Annotated in this window: 23 protein-coding genes; 11 read left to right on the top strand and 12 right to left on the bottom strand. The window is 44.6% G+C overall.

Features of this window, described 5'->3' with window-relative positions:
• The 6 genes from porU to ACX0G7_RS07965 all read left to right on the top strand — a co-directional run.
• The coding region (porU, locus tag ACX0G7_RS07990; RefSeq protein ID WP_458922919.1) for a type IX secretion system sortase PorU at positions 1-2,202 on the top strand (2,202 nt) is incomplete at its 5' end.
• 276 nt (positions 2,203-2,478) lie between these two features.
• Positions 2,479-3,654: a type IX secretion system outer membrane channel protein PorV gene (gene porV / locus ACX0G7_RS07985; protein ID WP_458922918.1), complete on the top strand. Its 1,176-nt coding sequence runs from the start codon at positions 2,479-2,481 to the stop codon at positions 3,652-3,654.
• Between the two features lie 66 nt (positions 3,655-3,720).
• Positions 3,721-4,200 carry a 2-C-methyl-D-erythritol 2,4-cyclodiphosphate synthase gene (gene ispF, locus ACX0G7_RS07980; protein WP_458922917.1) on the top strand — a complete coding sequence of 160 codons (480 nt, stop codon included), beginning with the start codon at positions 3,721-3,723 and terminating at the stop codon, positions 4,198-4,200.
• Positions 4,201-4,231: 31 nt separating this feature from the next.
• Entirely contained in the window at positions 4,232-4,672 is a 441-nt protein-coding gene (gene dut, locus ACX0G7_RS07975) for a dUTP diphosphatase (RefSeq protein WP_458922916.1), read from the top strand.
• Positions 4,673-4,682: 10 nt separating this feature from the next.
• Positions 4,683-5,510 carry a DUF4292 domain-containing protein gene (locus ACX0G7_RS07970; RefSeq protein ID WP_458922915.1) on the top strand — a complete coding sequence of 276 codons (828 nt, stop codon included), beginning with the start codon at positions 4,683-4,685 and terminating at the stop codon, positions 5,508-5,510.
• 73 nt (positions 5,511-5,583) lie between these two features.
• Positions 5,584-6,897 carry a murein hydrolase activator EnvC family protein gene (locus ACX0G7_RS07965; RefSeq protein WP_458922914.1) on the top strand — a complete coding sequence of 438 codons (1,314 nt, stop codon included), beginning with the start codon at positions 5,584-5,586 and terminating at the stop codon, positions 6,895-6,897.
• Positions 6,898-6,976: 79 nt separating this feature from the next.
• On the opposite strand, the gene bshA is transcribed toward ACX0G7_RS07965, so the two are convergent.
• On the bottom strand, positions 6,977-8,110 hold the full coding sequence (gene bshA / locus ACX0G7_RS07960) for an N-acetyl-alpha-D-glucosaminyl L-malate synthase BshA (RefSeq protein WP_458922913.1): 1,134 nt from the start codon (positions 8,108-8,110) through the stop codon (positions 6,977-6,979).
• A gap of 184 nt (positions 8,111-8,294) precedes the next feature.
• On the opposite strand from bshA, the gene ACX0G7_RS07955 reads away from it, so the two are divergent.
• A complete protein-coding gene (locus ACX0G7_RS07955) occupies positions 8,295-8,672 on the top strand; it encodes a hypothetical protein (protein WP_458922912.1) in 378 nt (125 codons plus the stop codon).
• On the opposite strand, the gene ACX0G7_RS07950 is transcribed toward ACX0G7_RS07955, so the two are convergent.
• Together ACX0G7_RS07950 and ACX0G7_RS07945 are read right to left on the bottom strand one after the other, a co-directional pair.
• Positions 8,662-9,381: an SAM-dependent methyltransferase gene (locus ACX0G7_RS07950; RefSeq protein ID WP_458922911.1), complete on the bottom strand. Its 720-nt coding sequence runs from the start codon at positions 9,379-9,381 to the stop codon at positions 8,662-8,664. The genes ACX0G7_RS07955 and ACX0G7_RS07950 overlap by 11 nt on opposite strands.
• Positions 9,382-9,434: 53 nt before the next feature.
• Positions 9,435-10,217, bottom strand: coding sequence for an EI24 domain-containing protein (locus ACX0G7_RS07945; RefSeq protein ID WP_458922910.1), 783 nt, complete (start codon positions 10,215-10,217; stop codon positions 9,435-9,437).
• Between the two features lie 40 nt (positions 10,218-10,257).
• Here ACX0G7_RS07945 and ACX0G7_RS07940 point away from each other — a divergent pair, with 40 nt between their 5' ends.
• Positions 10,258-10,866, top strand: coding sequence for a DNA-3-methyladenine glycosylase (locus tag ACX0G7_RS07940; protein WP_458922909.1), 609 nt, complete (start codon positions 10,258-10,260; stop codon positions 10,864-10,866).
• Positions 10,867-11,007: 141 nt separating this feature from the next.
• On the opposite strand, the gene ACX0G7_RS07935 is transcribed toward ACX0G7_RS07940, so the two are convergent.
• Both ACX0G7_RS07935 and upp read right to left on the bottom strand, forming a co-directional pair.
• Positions 11,008-12,030, bottom strand: coding sequence for a PorP/SprF family type IX secretion system membrane protein (locus tag ACX0G7_RS07935; protein WP_458922908.1), 1,023 nt, complete (start codon positions 12,028-12,030; stop codon positions 11,008-11,010).
• Between the two features lie 106 nt (positions 12,031-12,136).
• Positions 12,137-12,787: a uracil phosphoribosyltransferase gene (gene upp, locus ACX0G7_RS07930; RefSeq protein ID WP_458922907.1), complete on the bottom strand. Its 651-nt coding sequence runs from the start codon at positions 12,785-12,787 to the stop codon at positions 12,137-12,139.
• 87 nt (positions 12,788-12,874) lie between these two features.
• Here upp and ACX0G7_RS07925 point away from each other — a divergent pair, with 87 nt between their 5' ends.
• Together ACX0G7_RS07925 and ACX0G7_RS07920 are read left to right on the top strand one after the other, a co-directional pair.
• Positions 12,875-13,972: an anhydro-N-acetylmuramic acid kinase gene (locus tag ACX0G7_RS07925; protein WP_458922906.1), complete on the top strand. Its 1,098-nt coding sequence runs from the start codon at positions 12,875-12,877 to the stop codon at positions 13,970-13,972.
• A 52-nt stretch (positions 13,973-14,024) separates the two neighbouring features.
• Positions 14,025-17,270 carry an amidohydrolase family protein gene (locus ACX0G7_RS07920; protein ID WP_458922905.1) on the top strand — a complete coding sequence of 1,082 codons (3,246 nt, stop codon included), beginning with the start codon at positions 14,025-14,027 and terminating at the stop codon, positions 17,268-17,270.
• Between the two features lie 74 nt (positions 17,271-17,344).
• Here the strand turns inward: ACX0G7_RS07920 and ACX0G7_RS07915 are convergent, their stop codons facing one another.
• The 5 genes from ACX0G7_RS07915 to ade form a co-directional block, all read right to left on the bottom strand.
• Positions 17,345-18,085, bottom strand: coding sequence for a LytR/AlgR family response regulator transcription factor (locus ACX0G7_RS07915; RefSeq protein WP_458922904.1), 741 nt, complete (start codon positions 18,083-18,085; stop codon positions 17,345-17,347).
• Positions 18,063-19,103 carry a sensor histidine kinase gene (locus ACX0G7_RS07910; RefSeq protein WP_458922903.1) on the bottom strand — a complete coding sequence of 347 codons (1,041 nt, stop codon included), beginning with the start codon at positions 19,101-19,103 and terminating at the stop codon, positions 18,063-18,065. Before ACX0G7_RS07910 ends, ACX0G7_RS07915 begins: the two co-directional genes overlap by 23 nt.
• Before the next feature lie 9 nt (positions 19,104-19,112).
• Complete coding sequence (locus ACX0G7_RS07905) at positions 19,113-19,472, bottom strand: DUF4288 domain-containing protein (RefSeq protein ID WP_458922902.1); 360 nt, start codon at positions 19,470-19,472, stop codon at positions 19,113-19,115.
• Positions 19,473-19,573: 101 nt separating this feature from the next.
• A complete protein-coding gene (locus tag ACX0G7_RS07900) occupies positions 19,574-20,719 on the bottom strand; it encodes a LiaF transmembrane domain-containing protein (RefSeq protein WP_458922901.1) in 1,146 nt (381 codons plus the stop codon).
• A 174-nt stretch (positions 20,720-20,893) separates the two neighbouring features.
• Positions 20,894-22,558, bottom strand: a complete 1,665-nt coding sequence (ade, locus tag ACX0G7_RS07895) for an adenine deaminase (RefSeq protein ID WP_458922900.1) — start codon at positions 22,556-22,558, stop codon at positions 20,894-20,896.
• Positions 22,559-22,647: 89 nt separating this feature from the next.
• Between ade and ACX0G7_RS07890 the strand changes: the two genes are divergently transcribed.
• Positions 22,648-23,310, top strand: a complete 663-nt coding sequence (locus ACX0G7_RS07890) for a class I SAM-dependent methyltransferase (RefSeq protein ID WP_458922899.1) — start codon at positions 22,648-22,650, stop codon at positions 23,308-23,310.
• 5 nt (positions 23,311-23,315) lie between these two features.
• Here ACX0G7_RS07890 and ACX0G7_RS07885 read toward each other — a convergent pair whose 3' ends face one another.
• Together ACX0G7_RS07885 and trmD are read right to left on the bottom strand one after the other, a co-directional pair.
• Positions 23,316-24,950, bottom strand: a complete 1,635-nt coding sequence (locus ACX0G7_RS07885) for a L,D-transpeptidase family protein (RefSeq protein WP_458922898.1) — start codon at positions 24,948-24,950, stop codon at positions 23,316-23,318.
• 205 nt (positions 24,951-25,155) lie between these two features.
• Positions 25,156-25,833, bottom strand: a complete 678-nt coding sequence (gene trmD, locus ACX0G7_RS07880; protein ID WP_458922897.1) for a tRNA (guanosine(37)-N1)-methyltransferase TrmD — start codon at positions 25,831-25,833, stop codon at positions 25,156-25,158.
• Between the last annotated feature and the right edge of the window lie 267 nt (positions 25,834-26,100).

The following is a 26,100-nucleotide window of genomic DNA, read 5'->3' as shown; positions in this document are numbered from 1 at the left end:
GTTATTACCAGCCCGGCCTTGCTTGCGCAGGCGAACCGACTTGCCCTTTATCATCAGCAAAGAGATCAGCTCAGGAGTATTGTGGTGACCAGTACCCAGGTATTTAATGAATTTTCCTCGGGAACACCTGACCCGGTGGCCATCCGGGATTTTGTCAAGATGTTTTATGACCGGGCAGGGGGGGATTCAACCAAAAGGCCCAGGTATCTGCTGCTTTTTGGTGACGGCTCGTTTGATTACAAAAAGCGGATCAATGGCAATACCAACCTTGTTCCGGTTTACGAGTCCGCCGAATCACTGGCGCCACTCGAAACCTACACCTCAGACGACTTTTTCGGATTTCTTGATAATACCGATAACATCATCAACCCGGGCACCTACCTGCTGGATATCGGAATCGGCCGGATACCAGCTGGATCCGAAGCCCAGGCAAGGGCAATTGTTGATAAGATCCTTGGCTATACGGGCCCTAAATCGTACGGACCCTGGCGCACGGATCAAACTTATGTTGCAGATGATGAAGACAACAATCTGCACCTGGAAGACGCAGAGTCGATAGCCGCGGCGGCAACTGGTATCACGAAAGACTTCAATACCGATAAAATCTACCTGGATGCTTTCATACAGGAAAGCGGATCCGGGGGGAGCAGGTATCCGCAGGTAAATCTTGCGATCATCAATAAGATTTATAATGGCACACTTGTCTGGAACTATACCGGGCACGGCGGTTCACAGCGGCTTGCCGACGAGGTAATCCTGGACCAGGAGATGATCAACTCATTCAACAATCCAGAGAAACTGCCGCTGTTTATCACTGCTACCTGTGATTTCGCCCCGCACGATAACCCCCTGGTGGCTTCTATTGGTGAAAATCTGCTCCTCAGGGAAAAAACCGGGGCCATTGCCCTGATGACTACCACCAGGCTGGTCTTTGCATTCAGCAACAGGATCATGAATGAAAACTATCTCCGCGCTGCTCTTCAACGCAAGCCTGATGGCCGGTATCCAAGCCTGGGTGAAGCTGTGCGAACGGCCAAAAATTACACATACACGTTTTTTACTGATGTGGTTAATAACCGGAAATTTACCCTGATCGGCGACCCCGCTCTCACCATTGGGTACCCGGTACACAAGGTCACAACTACTACTATCAATGGCATCAATGTAGGCAGCGTGCCGGATACGTTGAGGGCGCTGTCGCAGTACAATGTCACGGGGGAAGTCACGAATCTCCAGGGGGGGCTGCTCACAGATTTTAATGGAACCGTGTACCCCTCGGTTTACGATAAAGTTCAGCGACTTTCTACGGTGGCAAATGATCCTGGCAGCATTAAAACCGGGTTTGCGCAACAAAAAAACATCATTTTCAAGGGAAAAGCCACCGTAAATGCGGGTAAGTTCTCATTCAGCTTCGTTGTGCCAAAAGATATTGACTACCAGTTCGGGAACGGACGAATCAGTTATTACGCGGAAAACGGGGCAAATGACGGGAGCGGGGCCCTGGAAAATATTATCGTCGGGGGCACAGGCACCGGGTCTGATGATAAAGTAGGTCCGGTCATAAAGCCTTACCTCAACGATGAAAAATTTACTGACGGTGGTATAAGCAATGCGGAACCTGTATTATTGTTGAAACTCGCCGATTCTTCCGGAATAAATGTGATGGGTACGGGCACGGGTCATGATATGGTGGTAATAATTGACAACGACCAGCAGAAAAAGCATGTATTAAATGAGTTTTATACCAGTGATAAGGACAATTACCGCCGGGGCGAAGTAAGATTTCAACTCCCGGAACTGCCGGAAGGACCACATACACTCTCTATCAAGGCCTGGGATGTAGTCAATAACAGCAATGAAGCGACCTTAGCTTTCCGGGTTCAGAAGCAGGAGAACCTGGTATTGGAACATGTCCTGAATTATCCTAACCCGTTCACTACCAGGACCACATTCTGGTTTGATCATAATCGTCCGGGGGAGGAATTGCAGGTCCAGATCAGTATCTATACAGTAACGGGAAAGCTGGTAAAAACCCTGAGAAATACAATAATATCCTCAGGAACCCGTTCGAATGAGGTTGAATGGAACGGCCGGGATGAATATGGAAGCAAAATAGGGCGAGGCGTCTATATTTACCGGTTAAGCGTGCGGACCAGCGACGGTCAGCAGGCCCACAAGATGGAAAAACTGTACCTGTTATGATGTTTCCTTCTCTGACGATCCTGCTCAATAGAATTACCAGGAGAATACATGATAAAATTGCTTATTTTCGCCCACCATTTTTAACCAGCTAATCAGCTTATCTTCTATCGAATAGATTTTTACTCAATTTTTTTATCGGCAGCCGGCACTTTAAGTCGCACATTGTTTTAATGATCTGTATACTTTCTGTTTAAAATAAACGTTTGTTCCCGGGCTGTCAAAAACAACTGAACAATAGTCACTTAAAATGCGACTATTCAAAAATCTAAATGGACGATGATACGAAAGACCTTCAAACTAGCTGGCTTATTAATGTTTCTTACAGGCTTCAATAACCTGCAGGCCCAAAACACTGACCCCATAAATGTAGTGACCACCGCGGTGCCCTTTTTACGGATTTCACCGGATGCAAGAGCAGGTGGAATGGGTGAACTTGGTGTGGCTACTTCTGCTGATGCGAACTCTTCTTTTTATAATCTTGCGAAAACACCCTTCGCTAAAACTCCTTACGGGGTAGGTCTCACTTATACGCCCTGGTTGAAGGACCTGGGTTTGAATGATGTGTACCTGATGGCACTGGCCGGTTATTATAAACTTGACGATCTCTCTGCGTTATCAGGTTCGGTCCGTTATTTCAGCCTGGGAAATATCACATTTACAGATTATAATGCTATCGATAATGGTACTTTTCGTCCACGCGAATTCGGCGTCGATGTCGGTTACTCAAGGAAGTTATCTGACAGGATGAGCCTTGGTATTGCGTTGCGTTATATCAGTTCGAATCTTACCGGTGGCGGATATTCCAATGGCTTAACTACTTACAAACCCGGCTCAGCAGTAGCGGGTGATGTTTCTTTCTTCTATACAGGTGCTGATGAATCCGGCCAGGGCTGGAACTTTGGAGTTGCTGTTACCAACCTTGGTACCAAGATCGGTTATACAAATGATGCAACACAGAAAGACTATATTCCTGCGAATCTTTCATTCGGTGCCAACTATACCAAGGTGTTTGATGAGAATAATAAGATGAGTTTTGGTCTTGAGACTTCGAAGTTAATGGTTCCGACTCCTCCCACTTTTACAAATGATCCGGTTACTGATTCAACAAATATTGCAGCGTACCGCAACAAATCGGTAGTGAACAGCTGGTTCAGTTCTTTTAGTGATGCGCCTGGTGGTGCCTCTGAGGAATTCAAAGAGTTCCAGTTTGCCCTGGGTACTGAATACTCTTACAACGAGCAGTTTTTTGTTCGTCTTGGATATTTTTATGAGCATGAAACCAAAGGTGCCAGGAAATATGTTACAGCCGGACTTGGCCTTAAATACAATGTGTTCGGATTAAACTTCTCTTACCTTGTTCCATCTGGCCAGGGAGTGAACCGTAACCCATTATCAAATACACTTCGATTCGGACTGGTCCTCGATATTGCCGGGGGAGACGAACAGGAATAATATATTATTCAATTCATAAATTCATCCCGCAGGTGCGGGGTGAATTTTTTATTTAATACATGAGCTATGGGCTTTAGAATCGGATCCGGAATTGATTTTCATCGGCTTGGGGAGGGCCGCGACTTATGGATAGGTGGTGTAAAGATTCCTCATCACAAAGGATCAGTCGGCCATAGTGATGCAGATGTATTGTTGCATGCGATATGTGATGCTTTGCTCGGGGCCATTTCTCTTGGAGATATCGGTATGCATTTTCCAAATAACGATCCGGCTTATAAAAACATAGATAGTAAAATATTACTCGCACGTACCTATGATCTTATCAAACAAAAAAAGTACAGGCTGGTAAATCTTGATTCAACCGTTTGCCTCGAAAACCCCAAGATCAAAAAACACAGTCACGAGATGCGCATATCGATAGCACAAATACTGGAGACAGACATTGAAAATGTTTCGATAAAAGCAACAACAACCGAAGAGATGGGCTTTGCGGGAAGGGAAGAAGGTCTTGTTGCATACGCGACTGTACTGCTTGAAAGCATTTGATAAATAAAGTGCTACCGCCTACCTTTGGCGCATGTCAAAAGTCAAAGTAAAAATTATAAATCGTTCTCAGAATCCGTTACCAGAGTATGCCACGGCGGGCTCAGCAGGCATGGATATCCGCGCCTGTCTTGAAGCACCTGTTACACTCAGGCCTCTCGAAAGATTTTTGATACCCACCGGTTTGTTCATCCAGTTGCCAGAAGGGTATGAAGCCCAGATCCGGCCAAGGTCCGGGCTTGCCATTAAACAGGGGCTCACCTGTTTGAATTCGCCTGGAACCATAGATGCTGATTACCGTGGTGAATTAAAGGTTATATTGATTAATCTTTCGCAGGATGACCAGGTCATACATTCCGGGGACAGGATAGCCCAGATGGTGGTAAGTGCTGTTGAGAGAGTCAAATTAAAACTCGTTACTGAAATTGAATCTACTACAAGAAACGAAGGTGGCTTCGGTCATACGGGAAAATAAATACGAACGGATGAAATGTCTTTTTTGTGTTCTTGGCGCTTTGATGTTCATAGTTGCTATCACGAGTTGCCGTTCAACTAAGAAATTGCAGACAGCTATCAGTAAACGTGATTCATTGCAGGTTCCCGTTGTTGAATCTTCAGCAGACCGGAAAGCCGATTCGGTTCGATTCATCAGGCAAATTTTCAGGACGATTGATTCCAACCGCGTTGATTTCAAAACATTCTCTGCTAAAGTAAAAGTGGATTTCGAAGGTAAAGATGGCAAGAAGAGTGACTTCAATGCAAATATCAGGCTGTATAAAGACAGCGTAATGTGGATCTCCATAAATGCATTGCTGGGTATCGAAGCTTTTCGCGTACTTATTACGCCCGACAGCGTTAAAGTAATGAACAAAGTAGATAAGGTTATACAGCTGCGGTCAGTAAGCTACCTGAAAGAAGTGGCCAAAATTCCTTTTACTTTTCATGATTTGCAGGAACTTCTGATAGGCAATCCGATCTATCTTGACAGTAACATAGTTTCTTACCGCCGTGAGCCAACCGGCATCACCCTAGTAAGTGTAGGCGAGGTGTTCAAACATTTTTTAACGGTGAGTACAAACGGCTTTTTGCCGGCACAGTCGAAACTTGATGACATCAACCCGGTAAAAACGCGAACCTGTTATATAGGTTATGGAGATTACCAGATGAAAAATAATAAGAACTTTTCTGCGTTCAGGAAGATCACAGTGGTTGAAGCATCAAAGCTTGATATCGAACTTCAGTTTAAACAAATTGACTTTAACGTAGATTTAAATATTCCTTTTAACATACCAAGAAATTATAAGAAGGAATAGACGTTAGAAAAGATGAGTTGAGAGTTATTGGTTATGAGTGAAATTTTATTGTTTTTGAGATAAATTGTAAATCATGTTAAGATCCTTTTTTGTTTTATTCGTTGCACTCATTGTTACTGGCTCAGTATTGGGCCAGGGTAGTGATGAACTAAAGAAAAAACAGGCTGAGATACAAAGAGAGATTGATGACCTGAGGAAAACGCTCGATGCAACCAAAAAGAACAAGAAAGCCGGCCTTGGTCAGCTGTCGATGATTCAGAAAAAAATAAAATTGCGTGAACAGGCCATCGGCAATATCAGTGAACAAATAGATGTGATCCAGGGCAATATCAGCAAATCGCGTAATGAGATCAACCGGCTGAAAGCGGAATTGGATACGCTGAAGATCCAGTATGAGAAAAGCGTGGTTTATGCCTATAAAAACCGAAGCAATTATGACTTTTTAAACTTCATATTTTCGGCCAGTAATTTCAATGACGCACTCAAAAGGGTTCAATACCTTAAATCATACAGGACCTATCGTGAGGAGCAGGCGGAAAACATCCTGAATACCCAGAAGGTGTTGCTGCAAAAGATAAACGGACTTGAAACCACCCGCAAACAAAAAGATGAGGTTTTACAAAAACAGGAAAAGGAAAAGCTTGTCCTGGTGTCTGAGAAAAAAGAAAAGGACGAGATCGTTTCTAAGTTGAAGGCCCGCGAAAATGAGCTAAACAAGGAGCTTTCTGCAAAAAAGAAAGCGGATGCCAAGATTAAGTCTGCTGTTAAGGCGGCAATTAACCGTGAGATTCGCCTGGCACAGCAAAAAGCGCTTGAAGAAGAGAAGCGGATCAAGGCAGCAGCTGCAGCGGCCCCTAAAAATGATGTTGCAAAAAATAATACACCTGCAGGTAGCTCGGCAACAGCTGCAAAGGAGCCGGTTAAAAAAGCTGAAAGACCCAAAAGTGTATTGGAGTCAACTCCTGAAGGCAAGATAATCTCAGACAAGTTTGAAGGCAACAAAGGCAAATTGCCATGGCCGGTGGACCGTGGATCAATAAAACTTCATTTTGGTATTTTCCAGGTGCCAGGTTCGAAAATTAATGGAAACAACCCGGGTCTGACTATTGAAACAGAAGTGGGAGCAACCGTGAAAGCTGTTTTTGACGGGGAAGTGGTTTCTGTCTTCAACATTGAAGGCGGATCTGGTGTGGTTGTTAGCCACGGCAAATATTTTACGGCTTACTATAATCTTTCTTCAGTGAATGTCAGTAAGGGTGAACAGATCAAACGTTCACAGGCGCTTGGTAAAGCAAATGCAAACGATGATGGAGTTGGAGAGATTGAATTCTTATTGATGCTTGAAAGAGATAATATCAATCCGGAAGCCTGGATCCAGCGTCGCTAAAAAACGCAACGAATAAAATACTGACCTCCCTTCCCTGCCACCAGCGGGAAGGGATTTTTTTTAGTGGCAGTTGCCGGATCTAACTGTGATTGTTGTTCAGAAATCGGTTGTAAAGCGCTTCGTACTGTGGAATGATATTGTGAATATCGAATTTCCTGGCCTGTATAGCGGCGTTTTCGCGGAACTTCTTCAGCCTGGTTTCGTCGGACAGCAGCATTAAGGTGTTCCTGCTCATGTCTGCGACATCACCTACTTCGCTCATAAAACCAGTGACATCATTTATGTTGATTTCCGGCAATCCTCCTGCATTTGTAGAGATCACCGGTACTCCGGCGGCCATCGCTTCGAGGGCAGCCAAACCAAAACTTTCGTAGTCCGATGTCAGGAGGAATACATCCGAAATGGCAAGTATTTCTTCGATCTGTTCCTGTTTTCCAACAAACCTGATCTCATCAAAAATGCCGAGTTCGCGGCTGAGCCTTTCTGCAGCCGGCCTCTCCGGACCATCACCTACAAACAGCAATTTGGCCGGAATCTTTTTTATGACTTCAGCAAAAATATGTACCACATCCCCAACCCGTTTCAGTTTCCTGAAGTTGGAAGCATGTAGCAAGATCTTTTCGCCATGCGGAGCAATTACACGCCGGAAAGCATCAATGGGTTTTTTTGCGAACCTTTCGCTGTCAACAAAATTATATATGACCTCAATATCTTTTTCGATCTTGAAGTGTTTGTAAGTTTCATCACGTAGATTCTGCGAAACCGCAGTTATGGCGTCGCTTTCATTTATCGAGAAAGTGACTACCGGGGCGAATGTTTTGTCGCGCCCTACCAATGTTATATCTGTGCCGTGCAAAGTGGTAATAACGGGAATACGTAAACCCTGTTTCTCCAGTATCTTTTTTGCCATATAAGCCGCGGAAGCATGGGGAATGGCGTAATGCACATGAAGCAGGTCAATCTGGTTGTTTACTATAACATCCACCATTGTACTTGATAGCGCCGTTTCATAAGGCGGGTAATCAAATAACGGGTAAGTTGGAACCCTTACTTCATGATAGAATATGTTTGCGTTGAATTCGCTTAGCCGCACCGGCTGTTGGTAAGTAATGAAATGAACCTGGTGTCCCTTATTCGCCAGGGCTTTTCCTAATTCCGTAGCCAAAACACCGCTTCCTCCGAAAGTAGGATAACAAACAATTCCAATCCGCATAAACGTTAAAATTAAATCGCCCGAAGGTAAATGTTTTTTGGTGATACAATGGGCGGTGTGCTTAAGCTAAGCCCCTTTGGCCTAACTTTAGAAAGAATTAACATTTAACAACCCGGATTGTTGAACGCGTTTCAAATATTCCGGCCGACTGAATGAAATTGACACCAAGCCTAAAACTATTTTCATGAAGAAGTTTTTATTAATAGCCGTTAGCGTCATTGTTCTTGTCTTTGTCGTGATCATTGCGGTCAGGTACTATTATGTCTTTGGTGAAGGAGTAAAATCCGGCGAGCTGAACTACCTGGTGAAAAAGGGTTATATTTTTAAGACCTACGAAGGAAAGCTCATACAATCCGGTATCCGGTCCAGGACCCCCGGTTCTGTTCAATCATATGAATTTGAGTTTTCGGTAGAGAATAAACGCATTGCAGAGCAACTGATGAATAATTCGGGCAAGGAAGTGGACCTCCATTATAAAGAATATTTTGGCAAGATATGGTGGCGTGGGAACACGGTGTACGTAGTTGACAGTATATTGTCAATGCGCGAGATCAGGCGCTAACCTCTGCAGCCATCAGACAAAATATCGCGGGCCGCTTATGCAGATCAGGAGCCTGTGTTTTCCATTCAGCAATAGTAAATGTCCGGATAAACTCGTTGGGACCACTCAGATCTGCGGCTATGCATAGACGTGTGTCCGGCCGGCACGTTTTGATAAGCATTTCTATCACGTGGTTGTTCCGGTAAGGGGTTTCAATAAAAACCTGGGTCGAATTTCTTTTGAGTGAGTCATTTTCCAGTTCCCGGACAAACTTTACTCTTTCGCCGGAATCTATTGGAATATACCCTGCAAACCGGAATTGCTGGCCATTCATACCGCTGGCCATTAAAGCCAGGAGAATGGCGCTTGGTCCCACCAGCGGCTTTACAATTGCACCACCCTTGTGTGCAGTTTCAACCAGTAACTGACCCGGATCAGCTATGCCGGGACAGCCTGCTTCCGATATTATCCCGATGTTTTTTTTGTCTTTCATCGCTACCATCAAACGTATGCGGACATCCTTTTCAGCTTTATGAATAACCACCCACTCATAATCATCGATCACCATTTCTTTCCATAACATTTTAAGATAACGCCTGGCACTCCTTTCGTTTTCCACAAAAAATACCTGGCATTGTTTAACTGCATCTGTAACATATGCCGGAATAACATGGACAGCATTTTCATCAAGAAAACAAGGAATAAGATAAACGGTACTTTGATCTGGCATGGCTGGCAAATTAATGAAAGAAAGTGATCACTGGTCAGAATTAGAATCTGATATCAGTTCTGGTCCACTAAGGCGTTAAAATTATCCTTCTGATGATAGATGCTGATGGTTGCAGCAATCACAGCATAAGCCGGTGCAAGAACCCATCCAATGATGGGAACAAAATGCATCAGGTAAAATACCATCCCGTTTCCCACAGCAAGCCCTTTATGACGCCCGATAAAGGCAATGCTTTCTGATGGAGAAAGCTTATGTCGCTCACAGCTGTAATCGAGCATTGAGAATCCATAGTAGTAACATTCGATAGATAATGCAATCACCGGGGTGATCCATCCTACAACCGGCAAAAACGAAAATATCAGTAGCGAGATCGCGTACACCGTTTGCCAGAGTGAATTTCTTATAGCAAGTTTAATCCCGCGAAATATGTCTTTAAGCAGTTGGGAAAAACTAAAAGGAAAATCTTTTCCTTCCATGATTGCCTCGGTTTTCTCGCTTAAATAGGCAAAAACCGGGGAACCAAGGATAAGAAAAATATATTTAAACAATGAAAAATAGAAGAAGCCCAGGATTAATTTCAACATGATTCCACCCATCAGGAAGAGGAAGTTGAGCAACCCGCTTTTTTGAGCACTGAGCCACTGATCCAGGCCGATTTTTTTGGTAAGATATGACACAGCACTGTCTGTGGAAGTCCAGAAAAAGTACATGCCAACAATAAAAAGTATGGTATAAATAATGCCGGGAATAATGATCCAGCGCCACAGGTTATTTGTCTTTATGAATGCATGTGCTTTCGAATAAGACTGAAGCGCGATAATGATTTCCTTAAACAATGTTATCTATATTTGGCTCATTCAAACTTAGGATTTATTGATGAAAAGGCTTGAATATGATTTTTATAACAGGCATGATGTAGTCACGATCGCGAAAGAATTATTGGGCAAGATCCTGGTATCGGAAATTGATGGTATCAGGACCAGCGGCAGGATCGTAGAAACAGAAGCTTACGCAGGTGTCAGCGACAAAGCTTCTCATGCATATAATGGAAGAAGAACAAATCGTACCGAAGTGATGTTCGGTGATGCGGGGAAAGCTTATGTATATCTATGCTATGGGATACATCACCTCTTTAATATTGTTACCAATGTTAAAGACGTTCCACATGCTGTATTGATCCGCGCCCTGGAACCGATGGAAGGGATTAATCATATGCTGTTAAGAACCGGAAAATCCAAAGCCGATCATACGCTTACCCGGGGTCCGGGAAATGTCTCAAAAGCACTTGGCCTGTACCGTCATCATACCGGTGTAGATCTGTTAAGCGAAGAAATATATGTGATGTCAGATGATTTCCAGTTACCGGTTACTGATATTGTCAGTTCAACAAGAATCGGTGTTGATTATGCGGCGGAAGATGCCCTCTTACTTTACCGGTTCCATGTTAAGGGGAATCCTTATGTTACGAGGACAAAAAAAGTTTGAAGCGTGGTTGAGGGTAATCCTAATGTTACTAAGAGAAAAAGTTTTAGAATTGTGGTGAAGTGTAATCCTTATGCTACCAGGACAAAAAGTTTTAGAATTTGTGGTTAAGGGCAAACCTTATGTTACCAGTTCAAAAAAGGTTTAGAAGCGTGGACAAGGAACACCTTTGGCTCCGGGAGGGCGCTTAATATATATCAGCGATATTTCAAGGCCGCCACGGCTTTGGGAGGCAGTCTTAAGACTGGAAATATTTACATCGTAGGAAGCACCTAAACGGAAATCACCAAATTCAAGTCCGACATAAGGAATCAACGCATCGTTCACATTATTGAACCTGGTCCACAGTCCTGCGTAGAAACTGTTTGGTTTTTCTTCATCTCCATTCAATAGGAAACCAACCGCACCACCGGCAACAATGTTTGTTGCACCTGCCTGGCGACTGTAAATGGAACTGAGATAAATAGTCCGGGTACGATCTCCGATCGGAATAGCTCCACCGGCATTGAAGGTTACCCTTGGATTAAGCGTATAAAAAATGTCCCCGGTGAATGATTCTTTAGGTTTGTTGATATGGTATACGGATGTTCCCAGGTAATAATTGTTATATCCATCGGTAGAACCGTTGAAAAGCGCTCCGACACTTACATCAAAATAACTCAGGTTCACCATCTGGTTGTCTATAGTCTCACCACTCGGAATACTCCAGCCACCAAACTGATCAAGCTCATCTTCGAAGTTCAGCTTTGTGCCATCCAGTCTCTTGGTATTATAAGTTCCTTGGAATCCAAGGCCGATCGAGTTTAACCCGTCCTCGTCAATGCCTTTATGATAGGCGGTAGACAATGAAATCATGTTTGTAGACATTATTCCATTGGCTGTTTTATCGGTCATGGCGAGCAAACCAACTCCCCAGGTATCAAGTTCAGATAATCTGCCACGCATTATCGGCATGTCAAGCGACAATGTTGATGTGATAAAGGCCTTGCTTATGGCAGGCCATTGGTCCCGGTAATTACCGGCAGCCCTGAAATCACCATTAAATTTACCGGTAAGCGCCGGGTTCAATGTAAGCGGGGAGACGAAGAACTGTGAAAAGTTCGGGTCCTGTGCAATGGCCGTTAGGGTCTGCATCAGCACAAAAATTACCAGGAGATATTTCCTCATTGGAGACATTAACGCCGTATTGACAACCAAAGTACAAAAAACGTTCAAATTTTTTGTGATTATTTTAGGATCGGCAGGGAGAATTACAGTTGTTCCGGACCCGGTCTTAAAACTGGACCTTCGTGCCGAAAGCCAGGTCCCCGGCGTCACCCAATCCCGGAACAATATATCCCTTAGCGGTGAGTTCCTCGTCTATGGCTCCGCACCAGATTTTTACATTTGGTTCGCTCCGCTGAACGTATTCAATACCAACGGTGCAGGCGATTGCGACAACAATGTGAATTTCTTTCGGTCGTCCTTCTTCCCGAAGAAACTGAATAGTTTTTACCAGTGACGAACCTGTGGCGAGCATGGGATCCGCGATGATTACCACGCGGTTTTCAAGCTCTGGGCATGAAACGTAGTCAAGGCTGATCTCGAAAGATCCGTCCCGGTTATGTTTCCGGTATGCAGAAATGAAGGCATTGTCAGCCTTGTCGTAATAATTGAGCAGACCCTGGTGAAGAGGGAGGCCGGCTCTCAGAATGGTGGCCAGCACCGGCTGTTCTTTCAAAAGTTTGCATACAGAAGTGCCAAGTGGTGTCTGGATCTCTTTCTCTTCAAATTCCAGGACCTTACTGATTTCAAAGGCTGCAACCTCCCCGATTCTTTCCAGGTTCCGGCGAAAACGCATGCGGTCCGTTTGCACCTGAAGGCTCCTGATCTCACTTACCCAATTGCTCAGAAGTGAATATTGATCGCTCAGATTGATAACCATTTAATACAGTTTTGGATTTTGAAAACCGAATCTTCACCTTTGACGAGCAAATCTAATTTCTACAATCTACAAACTAAAATTTGTTTAATGGTATACAGGGCAATCGGGGTGGTGAGCGGAGGCTCTTTAAATGGCCTTGATATCATGTTTGCGGAACTTCATGAAACCACGGGCAAGTGGACCGCTGAGATCCTTGCCGGAGAACGTATCAGTTACGATCCTGAATTGAGGCAACGTCTGAAAAAAGTTGATAGCCTAAGCATTGCGGAATACCTGGAGTTCCATACGACATATGGCAAATATCTTGGTGAAGAGATCCGTGCATTTATTGAACGCAACCAACTTCATTACAGGGTTCAGCTTATTGCATGCGATGGACACACGACTCATTATAAACCGGATCGCGGCCTTTGTTTGCAGGTAGGGGACCTGGCACAGGTTGCAGTAATGACCGGTATTAACGTGGTGGGTAACGTAAGAAATACTGACCTGGCACTCGGTGGTCGTGGTGCCCCGATTTACCCGGTTGCAGAAAAGCTATTGTTTACTGATCAACAGCTGTTTCTGCACCTGGGATCAAATGCCAGTCTATCAAGGCATGCAGCGGGTGGCTACAATGCGGTTGATGTTTGCCCGGCCAACAGGCTGCTCGATAAACTGGCCGCCCGCGATAAAAAGGAGTTTGATCCCGCAGGAATGATGGCAGCAGAAGGCCATGTCGACGAAAAACTGCTGGAGATCCTGAATGAACTGGAGTATTACCGGTTACCTGCCCCGAAAACACTGTCGTTAGATTTCGCCACGGATGTGGTGTATCCACTTTTTGATGAGCTTAGGATCAACACTAAGGACGCACTGCGTACCGCCGTGGAACATATAGCCATACAGGTAACGAGGGGACTGCAAATCCTGGAAGCTGACTACCCCGAGACAAAAAACGAGTTGTTGGTGACTGGTGGCGGTGCAAATAATACCTTTCTTATTGAAAGAATATCCGCGCTTGCCGCTGATTCCGGCTTCAACGTCAAAGTGCCGGATAAGCTCGTGGCAAACTTCAAAGAACCTCTCGCAATGGCATTAATTGGTGTTCTTCGCTGGCGCGAAGAAAACAATGTTTTCGCCTATATTACCGGCGCGAAGCGCGACAGCATCGCAGGCTCGGTCTGGATCGGACAGGAAGCCTGAACATTTCAAACTCATAACTCACTCATCATTCCTCACTCATAACTCCTTTATTTTGTTTTTTAAAAAATTGCTTTTCTCTTCGATTTTAATTTCGGTTACCTGTTCCTGTTATTCGCAGGCGAATAAGAAATGGGATGTCAATAACACCCCGGCACCTTTTAAAGAAGTATCATTTACCGTGAATGAAGGCACCTGGATGAATCTTGACGTTTCGCCCGATGGTAAGGAAATCGTGTTTGACCTGTTAGGTGATATCTACCTGTTGCCCATTGCCGGTGGTGAAGCAAAAGTATTAAGGCAGGGGCTTGCACTGGAGGTGCAGCCAAGGTTCAGTCCTGACGGGAAGCAGATCCTTTTCACTTCTGATGCAGGTGGTGGTGACAATATCTGGATAATGCAAAAGGATGGTTCGAAAGCAAGACAGGTAACAAAAGAAACTTTCCGGCTTCTTAATAATGCCGTCTGGTCGCCGGATGGGGAGTACATAATTGCCAGGAAACATTTTACTGCAACCCGTTCTCTTGGCGCGGGTGAGATATGGATGTATCATATTACCGGGGGCAACGGTATACAACTTACGGCACGAAAAAACGATCAGCAGGATGTGAATGAACCGGCTGTATCACCGGACGGACGATTTGTTTATTTCAGCGAGGACATGTATCCCGGGGGAATGTTCCAATACAATAAGGATCCCAACAATGAAATATTTGTTATAAAAAGATTCGATCGTGAAAAAGGCATCATTGAGAATGTTACAGGTGGGCCCGGTGGAGCGTTCAGGCCGCAGGTTTCACCTGATGGCAAAACCCTGGCTTTTGTTAAACGTGTGCGTGCTAAAACCGTTCTTTATTTGCGGGACCTGCTTACCGGAGAAGAGAGGCCCATTTATGACAAGCTATCAAAGGACCAGGAAGAAGCGTGGTCGATCTTTGGCGTTTACACAGGTTATGCATGGCTGCCTGATAACAAGCAATTGATTGTTTGGGCAAACGGGAGGATCAACCGGATCAATGCAGATGGTACAAACACATCAACGGAAATACCATTTACCTGCCAGGTGAAACAACGAGTTACTGAGGCACTCAGGTACAGGCAAAACTTTAACCAGGATAATTTTAATGTAAATGTGATCCGCCATGCGCGTACATCTCCAGATGGAAAGTGGCTGGTGTTTAACGCCGTTGGTTACCTGTGGAAAAAAGCCTTACCCGATGGCAAACCGGAAAGAATAACCAACAGTAAAGACTTTGAATTCGAACCTGCATTTTCAAAGGATGGAAAAACAATTCTTTATACCACCTGGAACGACACAGCAACCGGGGCAATATTCAAAGTGGCATTTCCTGCTCCCTCCAAACCGGTGAAGCTAACAACGGAAAAAGGTATTTACCGGAGTCCTTCATTTTCTTCAGATGATAAACGCATTGTGTTTGTAAAAGAAGGTGGAAACAACGTGCTGGGAAATGGCTTTACGGTACAACCCGGGGTTTACAGTATGTCTGCACAAGGCGGCAAGCCTGAGTTCATCAGTGCAAAAGGCAGGAACCCTGTTTTTGTAGATGGTGACAAACGTATAGCTTATGAAGCCCAGCGGAGTTATGGCTCATACAAAGCCGACGGCTCCGACGACAGGACCATATTTAAAAGTACTTACGGCTCACAGTTCGTTCCATCCCCTGACCAGAAATGGGTGGCATTTGTTGACCTTCACAAAGTATATATAGCTTCGTTTGTGCATGCAGGTAAGGCTATCGATCTTAGCGCTACTACCACCGATTTTCCCGTAAAACAGGTTGCCAGGGATGCCGGTATCAATCTTCACTGGAGCGGAAACGGAAAACAACTTCACTATACACTCGGCGATCAATACTACACCATCAATGTTGAGGACCGCTTTGAATTTGTTGCCGGCAAAGCTGATTCAACATTCAACATCCCTGAGAAAGGACTCAGCGTCGGTCTTGAATTAAAGACAGATAAACCTTCCGGTATAACGGCGTTCACCAATGCCAGGATCATTACTATGAAGGGCAACGAGGTGATTGAAAACGGGGTCGTGATCATTGAAAATAATATTATCAAAGCCATAGGTTCATCAGACGGCATTAAAGTTCCGGCAGGCGCCCTGGTGATCGATTGCAAAGGAAAGACAATTATGCCCGGAATGATAGACGGGCATGCGCATGGCAATCATTTCCGGGATGGTTTGACTCCCGGCAAACACTGGCCGTATTTTGCCAATCTCGCTTACGGTATCACCACCATGCATGATCCATCAGCCAATTCAGAAATGGTATTCACTCAGAGTGAGATGATACGGGCAGGGCATATGGTTGGTCCCCGGGTGTTTTCGACGGGTACGATTTTGTATGGTGCCGATGGACCCACAAAAACGGTCATCAATTCAATTGATGATGCTAGAAGTGCTTTGCGCCGTAGCAAGGCATACGGAGCCTTTTCGGTAAAGAGTTATAATCAGCCCAGGCGGGAGCAGAACCAGATGATACTGCAGGCGGCACGTGAGCTGGGCATGGAAGTGGTACCGGAAGGTGGTTCGTTTTACTTTCATAACCTTGGAATGATACTCGATGGGCATACAACCATCGAACATAATATACCGGTTGCTGTGCTTCACGATGATGTTATACAACTCTGGAAAAATTCAAAGACTGCATATACCCCAACGCTCATTGTTTGCTTCGGCGCCATGAGCGGTGAGTATTACTGGTACCAGCATACTAATGTCTGGGAAAATAAAAAGCTCCTCGATTTTTTTCCGCGCGAAGTAATCGATGCCCGCAGCCGGCAGCGGACCATGGTCCCTGATGATGAGTATCAAAACGGACATATCCTGGTTTCAAAGTCAATAAAAAAGTTGCAGGATGCCGGTGTAATCATAAACATGGGTGCACATGGTCAGATCCAGGGCATAGGCGCACACTGGGAAACGTGGATGTTACAACAGGGTGGCATGTCTAATCATGAAGCACTGCGTGCAGCTACATATAACAGCGCCCTGAGTCTTGGTCTTGACAGTCTTATAGGGTCACTTGAACCTGGTAAACTGGCTGACCTGGTAGTAATGGAAAAAAATCCTCTTGAGGCAATAAGGAACACTGAAAGTATCCAATACGTCATGGTTAACGGTCGCTTATACGACGCAGCAACAATGAACCAGGTAGGTAACTCAAAACAGGCGAGAGACAAATTTTACTGGGAGCTGAACAGGACTGCCAATGTATTCGACTTTCATGAAGATACTGAATCTGAAGGCTGCAGTTGCGGACGGCATTAAACGCCGTGGGAAAGAGGTATTTCACCATCTGCCATGTCGGTCTCTATCCATAACCGCGTCCAATCCTGGTACTTTTACAGTGCCAGGATTTTTTTTAGTTTGACATAGCCAGCCTTGCTCACAGGAACTTTCGCACCGCTTCGCAGTATCGCAAGGAAACCTTCTTTTTCATAAGGTTCAAGTCTTGTGATTTGCTCGATCGCAATCATGTAGGAGCGATGCACACGGACAAACTCGTTCTGGTTAAAGACTTTCTCAAAGTGCGACATGGTGTTATTCTTCAAAAAGCTGCCTTCGTTGGTGATGATCTTTACATAGTCATCAGCGGCTTCGAGATAGTGTATTGCGCTGGTAGGAATGATCTTGATCTTTCCACCTGTTTTAACAACAACACGTGCGTTTTGCTGAGGTAACGTTGCGGCAGTTTCGAGCAGCTCGTTGGTCTGTATGATCTTATTCTGTTTATGAAGATTATTGAACTGTTGAATGGCCTTGTCAAACCGTGATTTGCTGAAAGGCTTAAGCAGGTAATCGACCGCATGATTATCAAATGCCCGGATCGCGTGTTCATCGAAGGCTGTTGTAAAAATTACATGTGGCCGGTTCTCTATCAGCTCCAGCATTTCAAAGCCATTAATTTTCGGCATTTGTATGTCAAGAAAAATGAGGTCGGGCTGTTCCTGCATGATTGACTTTACACCCTCAAATCCATCGTTACATTCATTTACAACATGAATGTCCGGGTGAGATGCAAGATATTCTTTCACTAACACCCTGGCGAGGGGTTCATCATCAATTATTATTGCCTTGATCATATTGGGGTATTTTTACAATGGTTGTAAAAGTCAGCTGGTTAAAGGATGTGGTGAGCAGGTCGTTCCTGGCGAATAACAAAAACAGCCTGCGGCGTATTGAGTTTAGTCCGAAGCCGGTGCCCTTTCTCGGATCTGCGGTCTCCGGATCATAAGGGTTCTGCACGGTGATCACAAGGTCATTACCAACCCGCTTTGAACTGATTTCAATCGACACGGTTCCTATGGTATCATACAAGCCAAATTTGATTGCATTTTCGACAATGGGTTGAAGGACCATTGGCGGAATTAGCAGCTCCTGGTTTTGAACGTCAATAACCGTTTGCAACCGGTGACCAAATCTTACCTTTTCTATTTCGAGATACAGTTCAAGATGCTCGAGTTCTTCACTAAGACTTATATTTCCCTTGTCGTCCTTATTAAGGGTACCGCGAAGGAAAGCAGATAGTTGCTGTATCATTTTTCTTGACAACTCGGGATCTGATCCAACGAGGGCACTGATTGAGTTTAAACTATTAAAAAGAAAGTGCGGCTGCAGTTGCTGTCGGAGTGAATACAGCTCGGCGTCCTTAGCAATTGATTCTGTTTCCGCTTTCTGCTGTATACTCTCGTGTAGTTCTTCGGAATGATACCAGAGCAGGCCTATCATCGCACTGCAGCCAGTCAGCAGGAAACCAATGTTAAATCTGACGGGTCTCGAAGCTTGTATGAAATCAGTCTGTGCCGGTGACAGGTATGTTAGTATGAAATCGGTTACCAGCAACCAGAATCCTGTAATAGCCAGGCATAAGGAAATCAGGAACAGTGCAGCGTAACGTTTTGGACGGTAAAATCTAAGATTATTAAAGATCAACAGGCATGCCCCCGCCAAAAAGAGATTAGAAACCAGGGCGTCGATAGCCGATGCCTGCCAATCGATGTTCCAGCCATATAAAATGCTATAGTGTACAAGGGCCCACACCAGCCAGCAGACCAGGAAGATCCATTTATTACGCCGGGAAGAAAGCAAAGATCTTGACACAGGAAGCGGTTATAAAAGTTGTAAATATTTATGGGTTGATCCTGATTGAATGTCTGTTGCTTTTTTATGCACGGTTGTAATGTAAAGATCCGCGTTATCGGCTTCATGGATCTTCGAATATAATTCTGCACCATCAATCAGTGCCGTGATCTTATATAATTCGGATACATTAATAAATTCCCATCTCACAAGATGTTGTTTCTCGTTCAAAAATATTTCTGCCTCCCTGTACCCGAAAGATCTTGCTTTCGCAAAAGCCAGTGATTCATCTTCAGCCTGAATTAGTCTCAGTTGTTCATCAAACTGTGGCTTGTGCGATCCATCCCCACAAACGATCCGGTAAACTATTTTGGACAAATACCAGTTCATATAAATAAGGTTTGTATTTTGATTGGTAAACGGTGTGAATTAGTTGATTTCAGGAGTAGTTGAACTTGATTTCCGCAGTTAGCGGAACCTGGTTTTCGCATTTACTGGAACCTGGTTTTTACTTCGAGACCCCCGAAAATGCAAACACCTTTGATGATGATTGTTTTGTCTGGATCAGGGATCGAATTTTTTCGCTTGTCATCGACTCCACCAAAAACAGAACCCATCTCAGACCTGACATTCCAGTTTGGAGGAATAAAAAGTGTGGCGCCCCCAAATATGCAGACCACCTCCAACTCAATGGTACCTGCGGATATGTCGGCATTCATTAAGTTCACTTCTGAGCCGCCAAACACGCACACGATTTCGCCGCCGACAAAGTTTTTGCTGAACACCTTGCGGTTCACAGCGCTGAATACCGAAACGATTTCCAATCGTTCCTCCTCCTGCATCTGGTTTGCATACTTTGTTTCCCGGTCAGTGTACTGTTCACTGCGGGTACTCTGCTGACCACTCCTGTTTTGCGATTCCTCCCTGCTCCCCGGAAACTGCTCGCCTTTATTGATGAACTGATCAATGGGGTTAGAAGGCCGTGCGTTCCTGTCTCCAAACTGATCAAGAGGGTTTGAGGGTTTTGGATCCCTGTCCGCTGCCTGTTCAGTGCGGTTTGTAAATTGGGAGGTCGGGTCCCCTGGCTGTTCATTACTGTTTGGGAATTGTGATGTCCTCTCACTTGACTGTTCATTACGGTTTGTGAATTGCGAAGTCCTGTCGCCTGGCTGTTCAGTGCGGTGTGTAAATTGTTCGCCCCGGTTGGAAAATTGACCGCGTTTTGTTTGTTCTTCCGTCGCAATGTAAGGGTCCGGATCGTTTCCAAAAGTTAAATTGTCGCGACTTGAGGATGCAGACAGCCTGGTAAGTAGAATAAACGCACCCAGAGCAAGCAGTCCCGCCGGTACCATAAAGCGGGTCGCATTCCAGCCAGGGAAGATATCATCACTTAGAAAAAACAAGCCGAGCCCGGTAACTATGATCCAGCCAAAATCCCGAAAGCCACTTTTCACCCCGATACTGATTCCCACGACCACAAGGATCAGTTCCCATCTGAAAAACCAATCCGGCAAATCGGCGCCAAACTCCCTGGCAAAAAGCAGGGAACCAACTACGAGTAAGGCCATTCCGATAATAAGGTTTCCCGAAGTTTTTCTTCTGCCGGTGACCAGTCGTCTGTTCTGTGATTTATTCATAACCTGATTTTAAACAAATGTAATAGCGGGTAAGCGCGGGAAAAAGCGGATATAGGTTATGCACTGAAAATTGCCGGTAAAACCCTTTTTTTTCCCGGTAAAACAAAGACAAGAACAAAATATCCTGCCTGATCAGTAGGCTAACAACCGGGTCAATAAGTTCAGAAGTTATTCTCAGGCCCCGGTCTTATCAACCAACCTGAACTCCTTTCCATCGAACAGTCCGAGGTCGCTCAACTTCAGCTCAGGAATTACAAGAAGGGCCATAAACGACAAAGTCATGAACGGAGAGGAGAGGGTTGAACCCAGCGACCTGGCCATCTTATCAATTGCTGTGTAGGCAGCGGCGACATCATAGCCGTCTTCGTCTGTCATTAATCCTGCAACAGGCAAAGCAATCACTAACTCCTGGTCATCACTAACGCAGCTGATACCACCCTGTTTTTCTATGATAAGGTTAACAGCCATTGCCAGGTCTTTATCATTGGTCGCGACTGCCACGATATTGTGTGAATCGTGTGCAACGGATGAGGCAAGGGCTCCTTTTGTTAATCCGAAATTTTTAATGAACCCTTTCGAAACCGGGGCATCACGATAGCGGTTTACGACAACTATTTTCAGGAGGTCCTCATCAATATTTACATCTATAAATCCATCCCTTCGGCTAAGGTTCCCCGTTATCCGGTTGGTGATCAGCTGACCATCAAGCGCTTGAATGATATGCCGTGAATAAATATCGAAGTTCATTGGTGTGTCAGGAATCAGAAAATCTTCCGGTAATTTTTTTGTACACGAGAAGTTGTTGATCCTTGTCCCGATGGTTTTATCATTCCGTGCAATAAGTGACTTTCCGTTATCGGCAACAAGTTTGCCATCAATATAGGTTTGAATAACATTGAAGTTTTCCAGGTCTTCTATAAGGATGAAATCAGCGGGATCGTTGATGGCAAGCAGTCCCACGTCTAACTTATAATGCAGCACGGGATTAATACAGGCCGCCTGCAAAACATTGAACACATTTATCCCTTTTGCAACAGCCCGGGCACATAAGCTGTTTATATGGCCATCAACCAGGCTGTCCGGATGTTTGTCGTCACTGCAAAACATCATCAGGTCAGCATGGTCTGCAAGCAGTCCAGCCAATGCCTCAAAATTTTTGGCTGCGCTGCCTTCGCGTATAAGGATCTTCATGCCATGGGATAATTTGTCAAGGGCTTCCGTAGCGGTAAAACACTCGTGATCCGTTGTAATTCCTGCTGCTATATATTGTTTGGCCAGATCACCGGTTAAACCAGGAGCGTGACCATCTACCGGTTTACCAGCTGCCTTTGCGGCCGCGATTTTATTCATAACCACAGGATCACTATTTAATACCCCGGGAAAATTCATCATTTCACTGAGATACTTTATTTCTTTCCTGGCCAATAGTTTCGTTACATCTTCCACATCAACCGCGGCACCGGCTGTTTCAAAACTTGTTGCGGGTACACAGCTGGGCGCTCCGAAGTTAAATTTGAATGGTACCGAATTCCCATTGGTGATCATGTACTCTACGCCTTCGATACCGCAGACATTAGCAATTTCATGAGGGTCACTTACCGTTGCTACCGTGCCGTGAACCACAGCCAGCCTTGCAAATTCAGATGGTATCAGCATAGAGCTTTCTATGTGTACATGGCTGTCGACGAAACCGGGCATAATAAAAGGAAGATCTGAATCGATGCCTTCAAACGCTGTGATGGATACAATCCTTGTATCTCTGACGACTATGGTTGAAGCTTTGATTGTCCTGTTGAGGATGTCAACCAGTTTACCTGAAAGGCGGATTTCATCTTGCATACCGGTAAAGATATTTAAGATTTGAGACCCGGGATTTAAGATGGAGGATTTAATATTTAACCATTAATATTGAATTTTAAAAGCTATTAATGGTGGAAGCAGTAAAAAAATGGTTGCGGAGACAGAATCCAAAATTTAATTTTTTATATCGTTCGTTTGGAAATAAGAAGTTTCGCCTGCTCGACATTGGAACGGGAAATCATTCTGCGACGAAAACAGTTACGCTTTTTCCTGGCTGTGAGTATTATGGTCTTGATATAAGCCGGGAATACAATAACGATCCTGCCGACTTTGCGGTAATGAAAGATTTTTATGAAATGGATCTTACAAAGCTTGACTTCTCTAAACTACCTGATAATTTTTTTGATGCGATCCTTGTGGTGCATGTTATTGAGCATCTCTATAACGGTGATGAGGTACTGCGTGGGTTGATCAAAAAACTTAAACCTGGAGGCTCTATTTATGTCGAATACCCCGGACAAAGAAGTAAGAAATTGCCATCTATGAAGGGGACATTAAACTTCCACGATGATTCTTCTCATGTGCGTTTATATTCCGTTCCGGAACTGACAAAATTATTTGAAAAAGAAAACTGTACCATTGTCGCTGCAGGTACCCGTCGCAGTTGGTTCTATGCAGCCATCACGCCGTTGCGCATTTCACTCAGATGGGCCAGGGGAAAAGCCGTAACAGGTAATGTGTTTTGGGACCTCCTGGGTTTTGCCGAATATGTATGGGCTAAGAGAAAGTGAGTTACTTATTTTCTTACCAGTGATACTGTAGATTTGGAATCCATGAACATCTTTTCTGCCAGTTTAGCGTCGTGCCCGTAAACATCGTCACGGAAGTTTAGCAGTCCTTCGCTATCCACCCACGCTGTGAAATACCCGATGAACACGGGGACGGGTTTGGTCAGCGTCACGTATCTTTCCTTGCCGGCATCCATTGCCTGGCGGATCTTTTCGGTTGTCCAGCTTTTGTCATTCCTCAATAGAAATTCTGCCAGTTTACGTGGTTCACCCAGCCTGATACATCCATGGCTGAAAGCCCGGTTGGTTTCACCAAACAAACTTTTTGCAGGAGTATCATGAAGATAAATGTTGTAGCTGTTGGGAAAAAGGAACTTGACTTTTCCCAGCGAGTTGTTGGGGCCGGGCTTCTGCCTTACATTAGGCAGTTTGCCTGAATAACCGGTGATCTCCATATTGTGTCCGGCTATATAATTTTTGTTCCTTTGGATGCCTGGTAAGATCTCGTTTTTTACAATGCTGGGGGGTACGTTCCAGTAGGGACTAAATACAACATATTTCAGGTCACCGTTAAAGATCACCGTATTATGTTGAAGTGAGCCGACAACGACATTCATCGAAAAGGATAATTTTCCCTGTTCATACACATGCAATTTAAATTGTGGGATGTTCACGAGCAGGTAATCAGAGTTTACTTCTGCTGGTACCCACCGGAACCGCTCAAGATTTATCAGCATCTGGCGGATCCGGAAGTCGATGGATTGGTTCATTTCACGGAGGGTTGCGCCGCCCACGACTCCATCTTCCTTCATGCCGTATCGTTTCTGCATCCTCTTAACGGCAGACTCTAACGAGTCAGTAAAAAGATTGCTGGTGTCGGCAGAGACAAAATCACCGGTCTTGTATAACCGCTTTTTTATCATTCTTATGGCTTCCGCGGTATCACCTTTTACAAATTTTTTCTGCGATCCGGAAACGGGGGCCCATCCACCTTCTTTTTGAATTGATGAATACCTGATCAATTCTTTTTTCAGCATTTTATACTGGCGGTTTACGGGTTCATATACATCAACACCTGCTGCAGCAGGTTTCAGTACTGAATCCAGCAAACCTACCATATCAAGTTTTTTTCGTGGAATGAACCACTTAAGATCTGCGGTATTAAGTTTTTTATCACCCAGGTATGCCCTTTGCGCATAAGTAAAAAACTGTGACGTCAATAAAAGTTCAGTATTGAGCATTTCTGCAGGCGTAAGTCTGTAGGTACTGTCACTGCTATTCAGCGTATCGATGATTTGTTGAAGATGGGCATTGTAAAGACTGCTGTCACGGCTATAACCTATGTAATCATTCTGGAGGTTCAGAAAATGGTTTGCATGCTCAGCTTCGCCGTCACCTGAGAACCAGGCATATTGATAGTTTCTCGAGTTGTAAAAACTCCTGAAATGATTGGCAAGAGAGTCATCATATTTATTTGTTGCAATAAATGCCTCAAGCTTTGTGCTATCCAGAAAAAGTTCATTGTAAGCGTTAACCGCTGTAATGGTGGTATCCCGTTTTTCAACGACTGGAGTGTTTGTTTGGTTTTGACAAGAGACTGATAGAAAGGAGGATATCGCAACCAGGAAAATAATGCTTCTCATTGATGTATGATAAATTGACGGTTATTAATTTTTACGCGGGAATTTTCAGCCTCCCTTTCGTATATATCCTATAACGATAATTACTCTTTGGCACGGCTCATGCATATAAAGGTAAAACCAACCTTATGAAAAAAACAATCGCGTTGAACCTGTTGTTGATTTTCGCATGTTGTCTGCTGATTATTTTAGTGGCATTCATATCGTTCTAGTCAACATTCAGGTCCGGCCTCCGTTCATTCGTCCTGATAACTGACTGTTCATTCCTCCATTCATCGATCTTTTTTGGGTCGCCACTTAACAGGATATCAGGAACCTTCCAATCACGGAACACAGCGGGTCTTGTATAGACCGGGGGAGCCAGTAAATTGTCCTGGAACGAATCCATCAGGGCAGAGGTCTCATCATTTAAAACGCCAGGTAGTAGCCTGCCAACGGCGTCTACAACCACAGCGGCAGCGAGCTCTCCACCACTAAGCACATAATCACCTATCGAAATTTCCCTCGTAACAAAATGTTGACGGATCCGCTCATCGATACCCTTATAGTGACCACAGATGATAAGGAGGTTTTTTTTCATCGACAACTGGTTCGCGATTCCCTGGTTGAATCGTTCACCATCAGGCGTCATATAGATGATCTCGTCAAACACCGCCTCTTTGGATAAGCTTTCAATGGCGTTAGCGAGGGGCTCGGGCATCATAACCATACCAGCCCCACCTCCAAACTGGTAATCATCAACCTGGCCATATTTGTTTACCGCCCATTTTCTCAGCGGATGAAGATTTATCTCGAGCAGGCCTTTCTCACGTGCCCGGCTTATTATGGAATGGGCGAAGGGACTTTCAAGCAATTCAGGCAATACCGTGATGATGTCAATTCTCATAATAGCAAATCTTTGAGATTTTCCTGTTGCGAAGATAAGATTATGCGAATTGCCCTGTTAAGCGGCGATAGGAATTCATGCGATTGAGCCAATATGGTCTCTTCCAGGGTTCTTTGAATGAAAAAATCCTGGCGGGTAAGAATGACTGTTTGTGAAGCCGGCGCCCTTACAACATACCCCGAGGTGTACGGGACCGTGTTAAATCTAATCTAATACTGTAACTACCATAGTTATCGTAACCTAATTATCCTCATTTTGGGTTCAAAC

The organism is Flavitalea antarctica (genome assembly GCF_054461535.1).
Note: the sequence above shows the minus strand (reverse complement) of the source record. Positions and strands in the feature narration are given on the sequence as shown.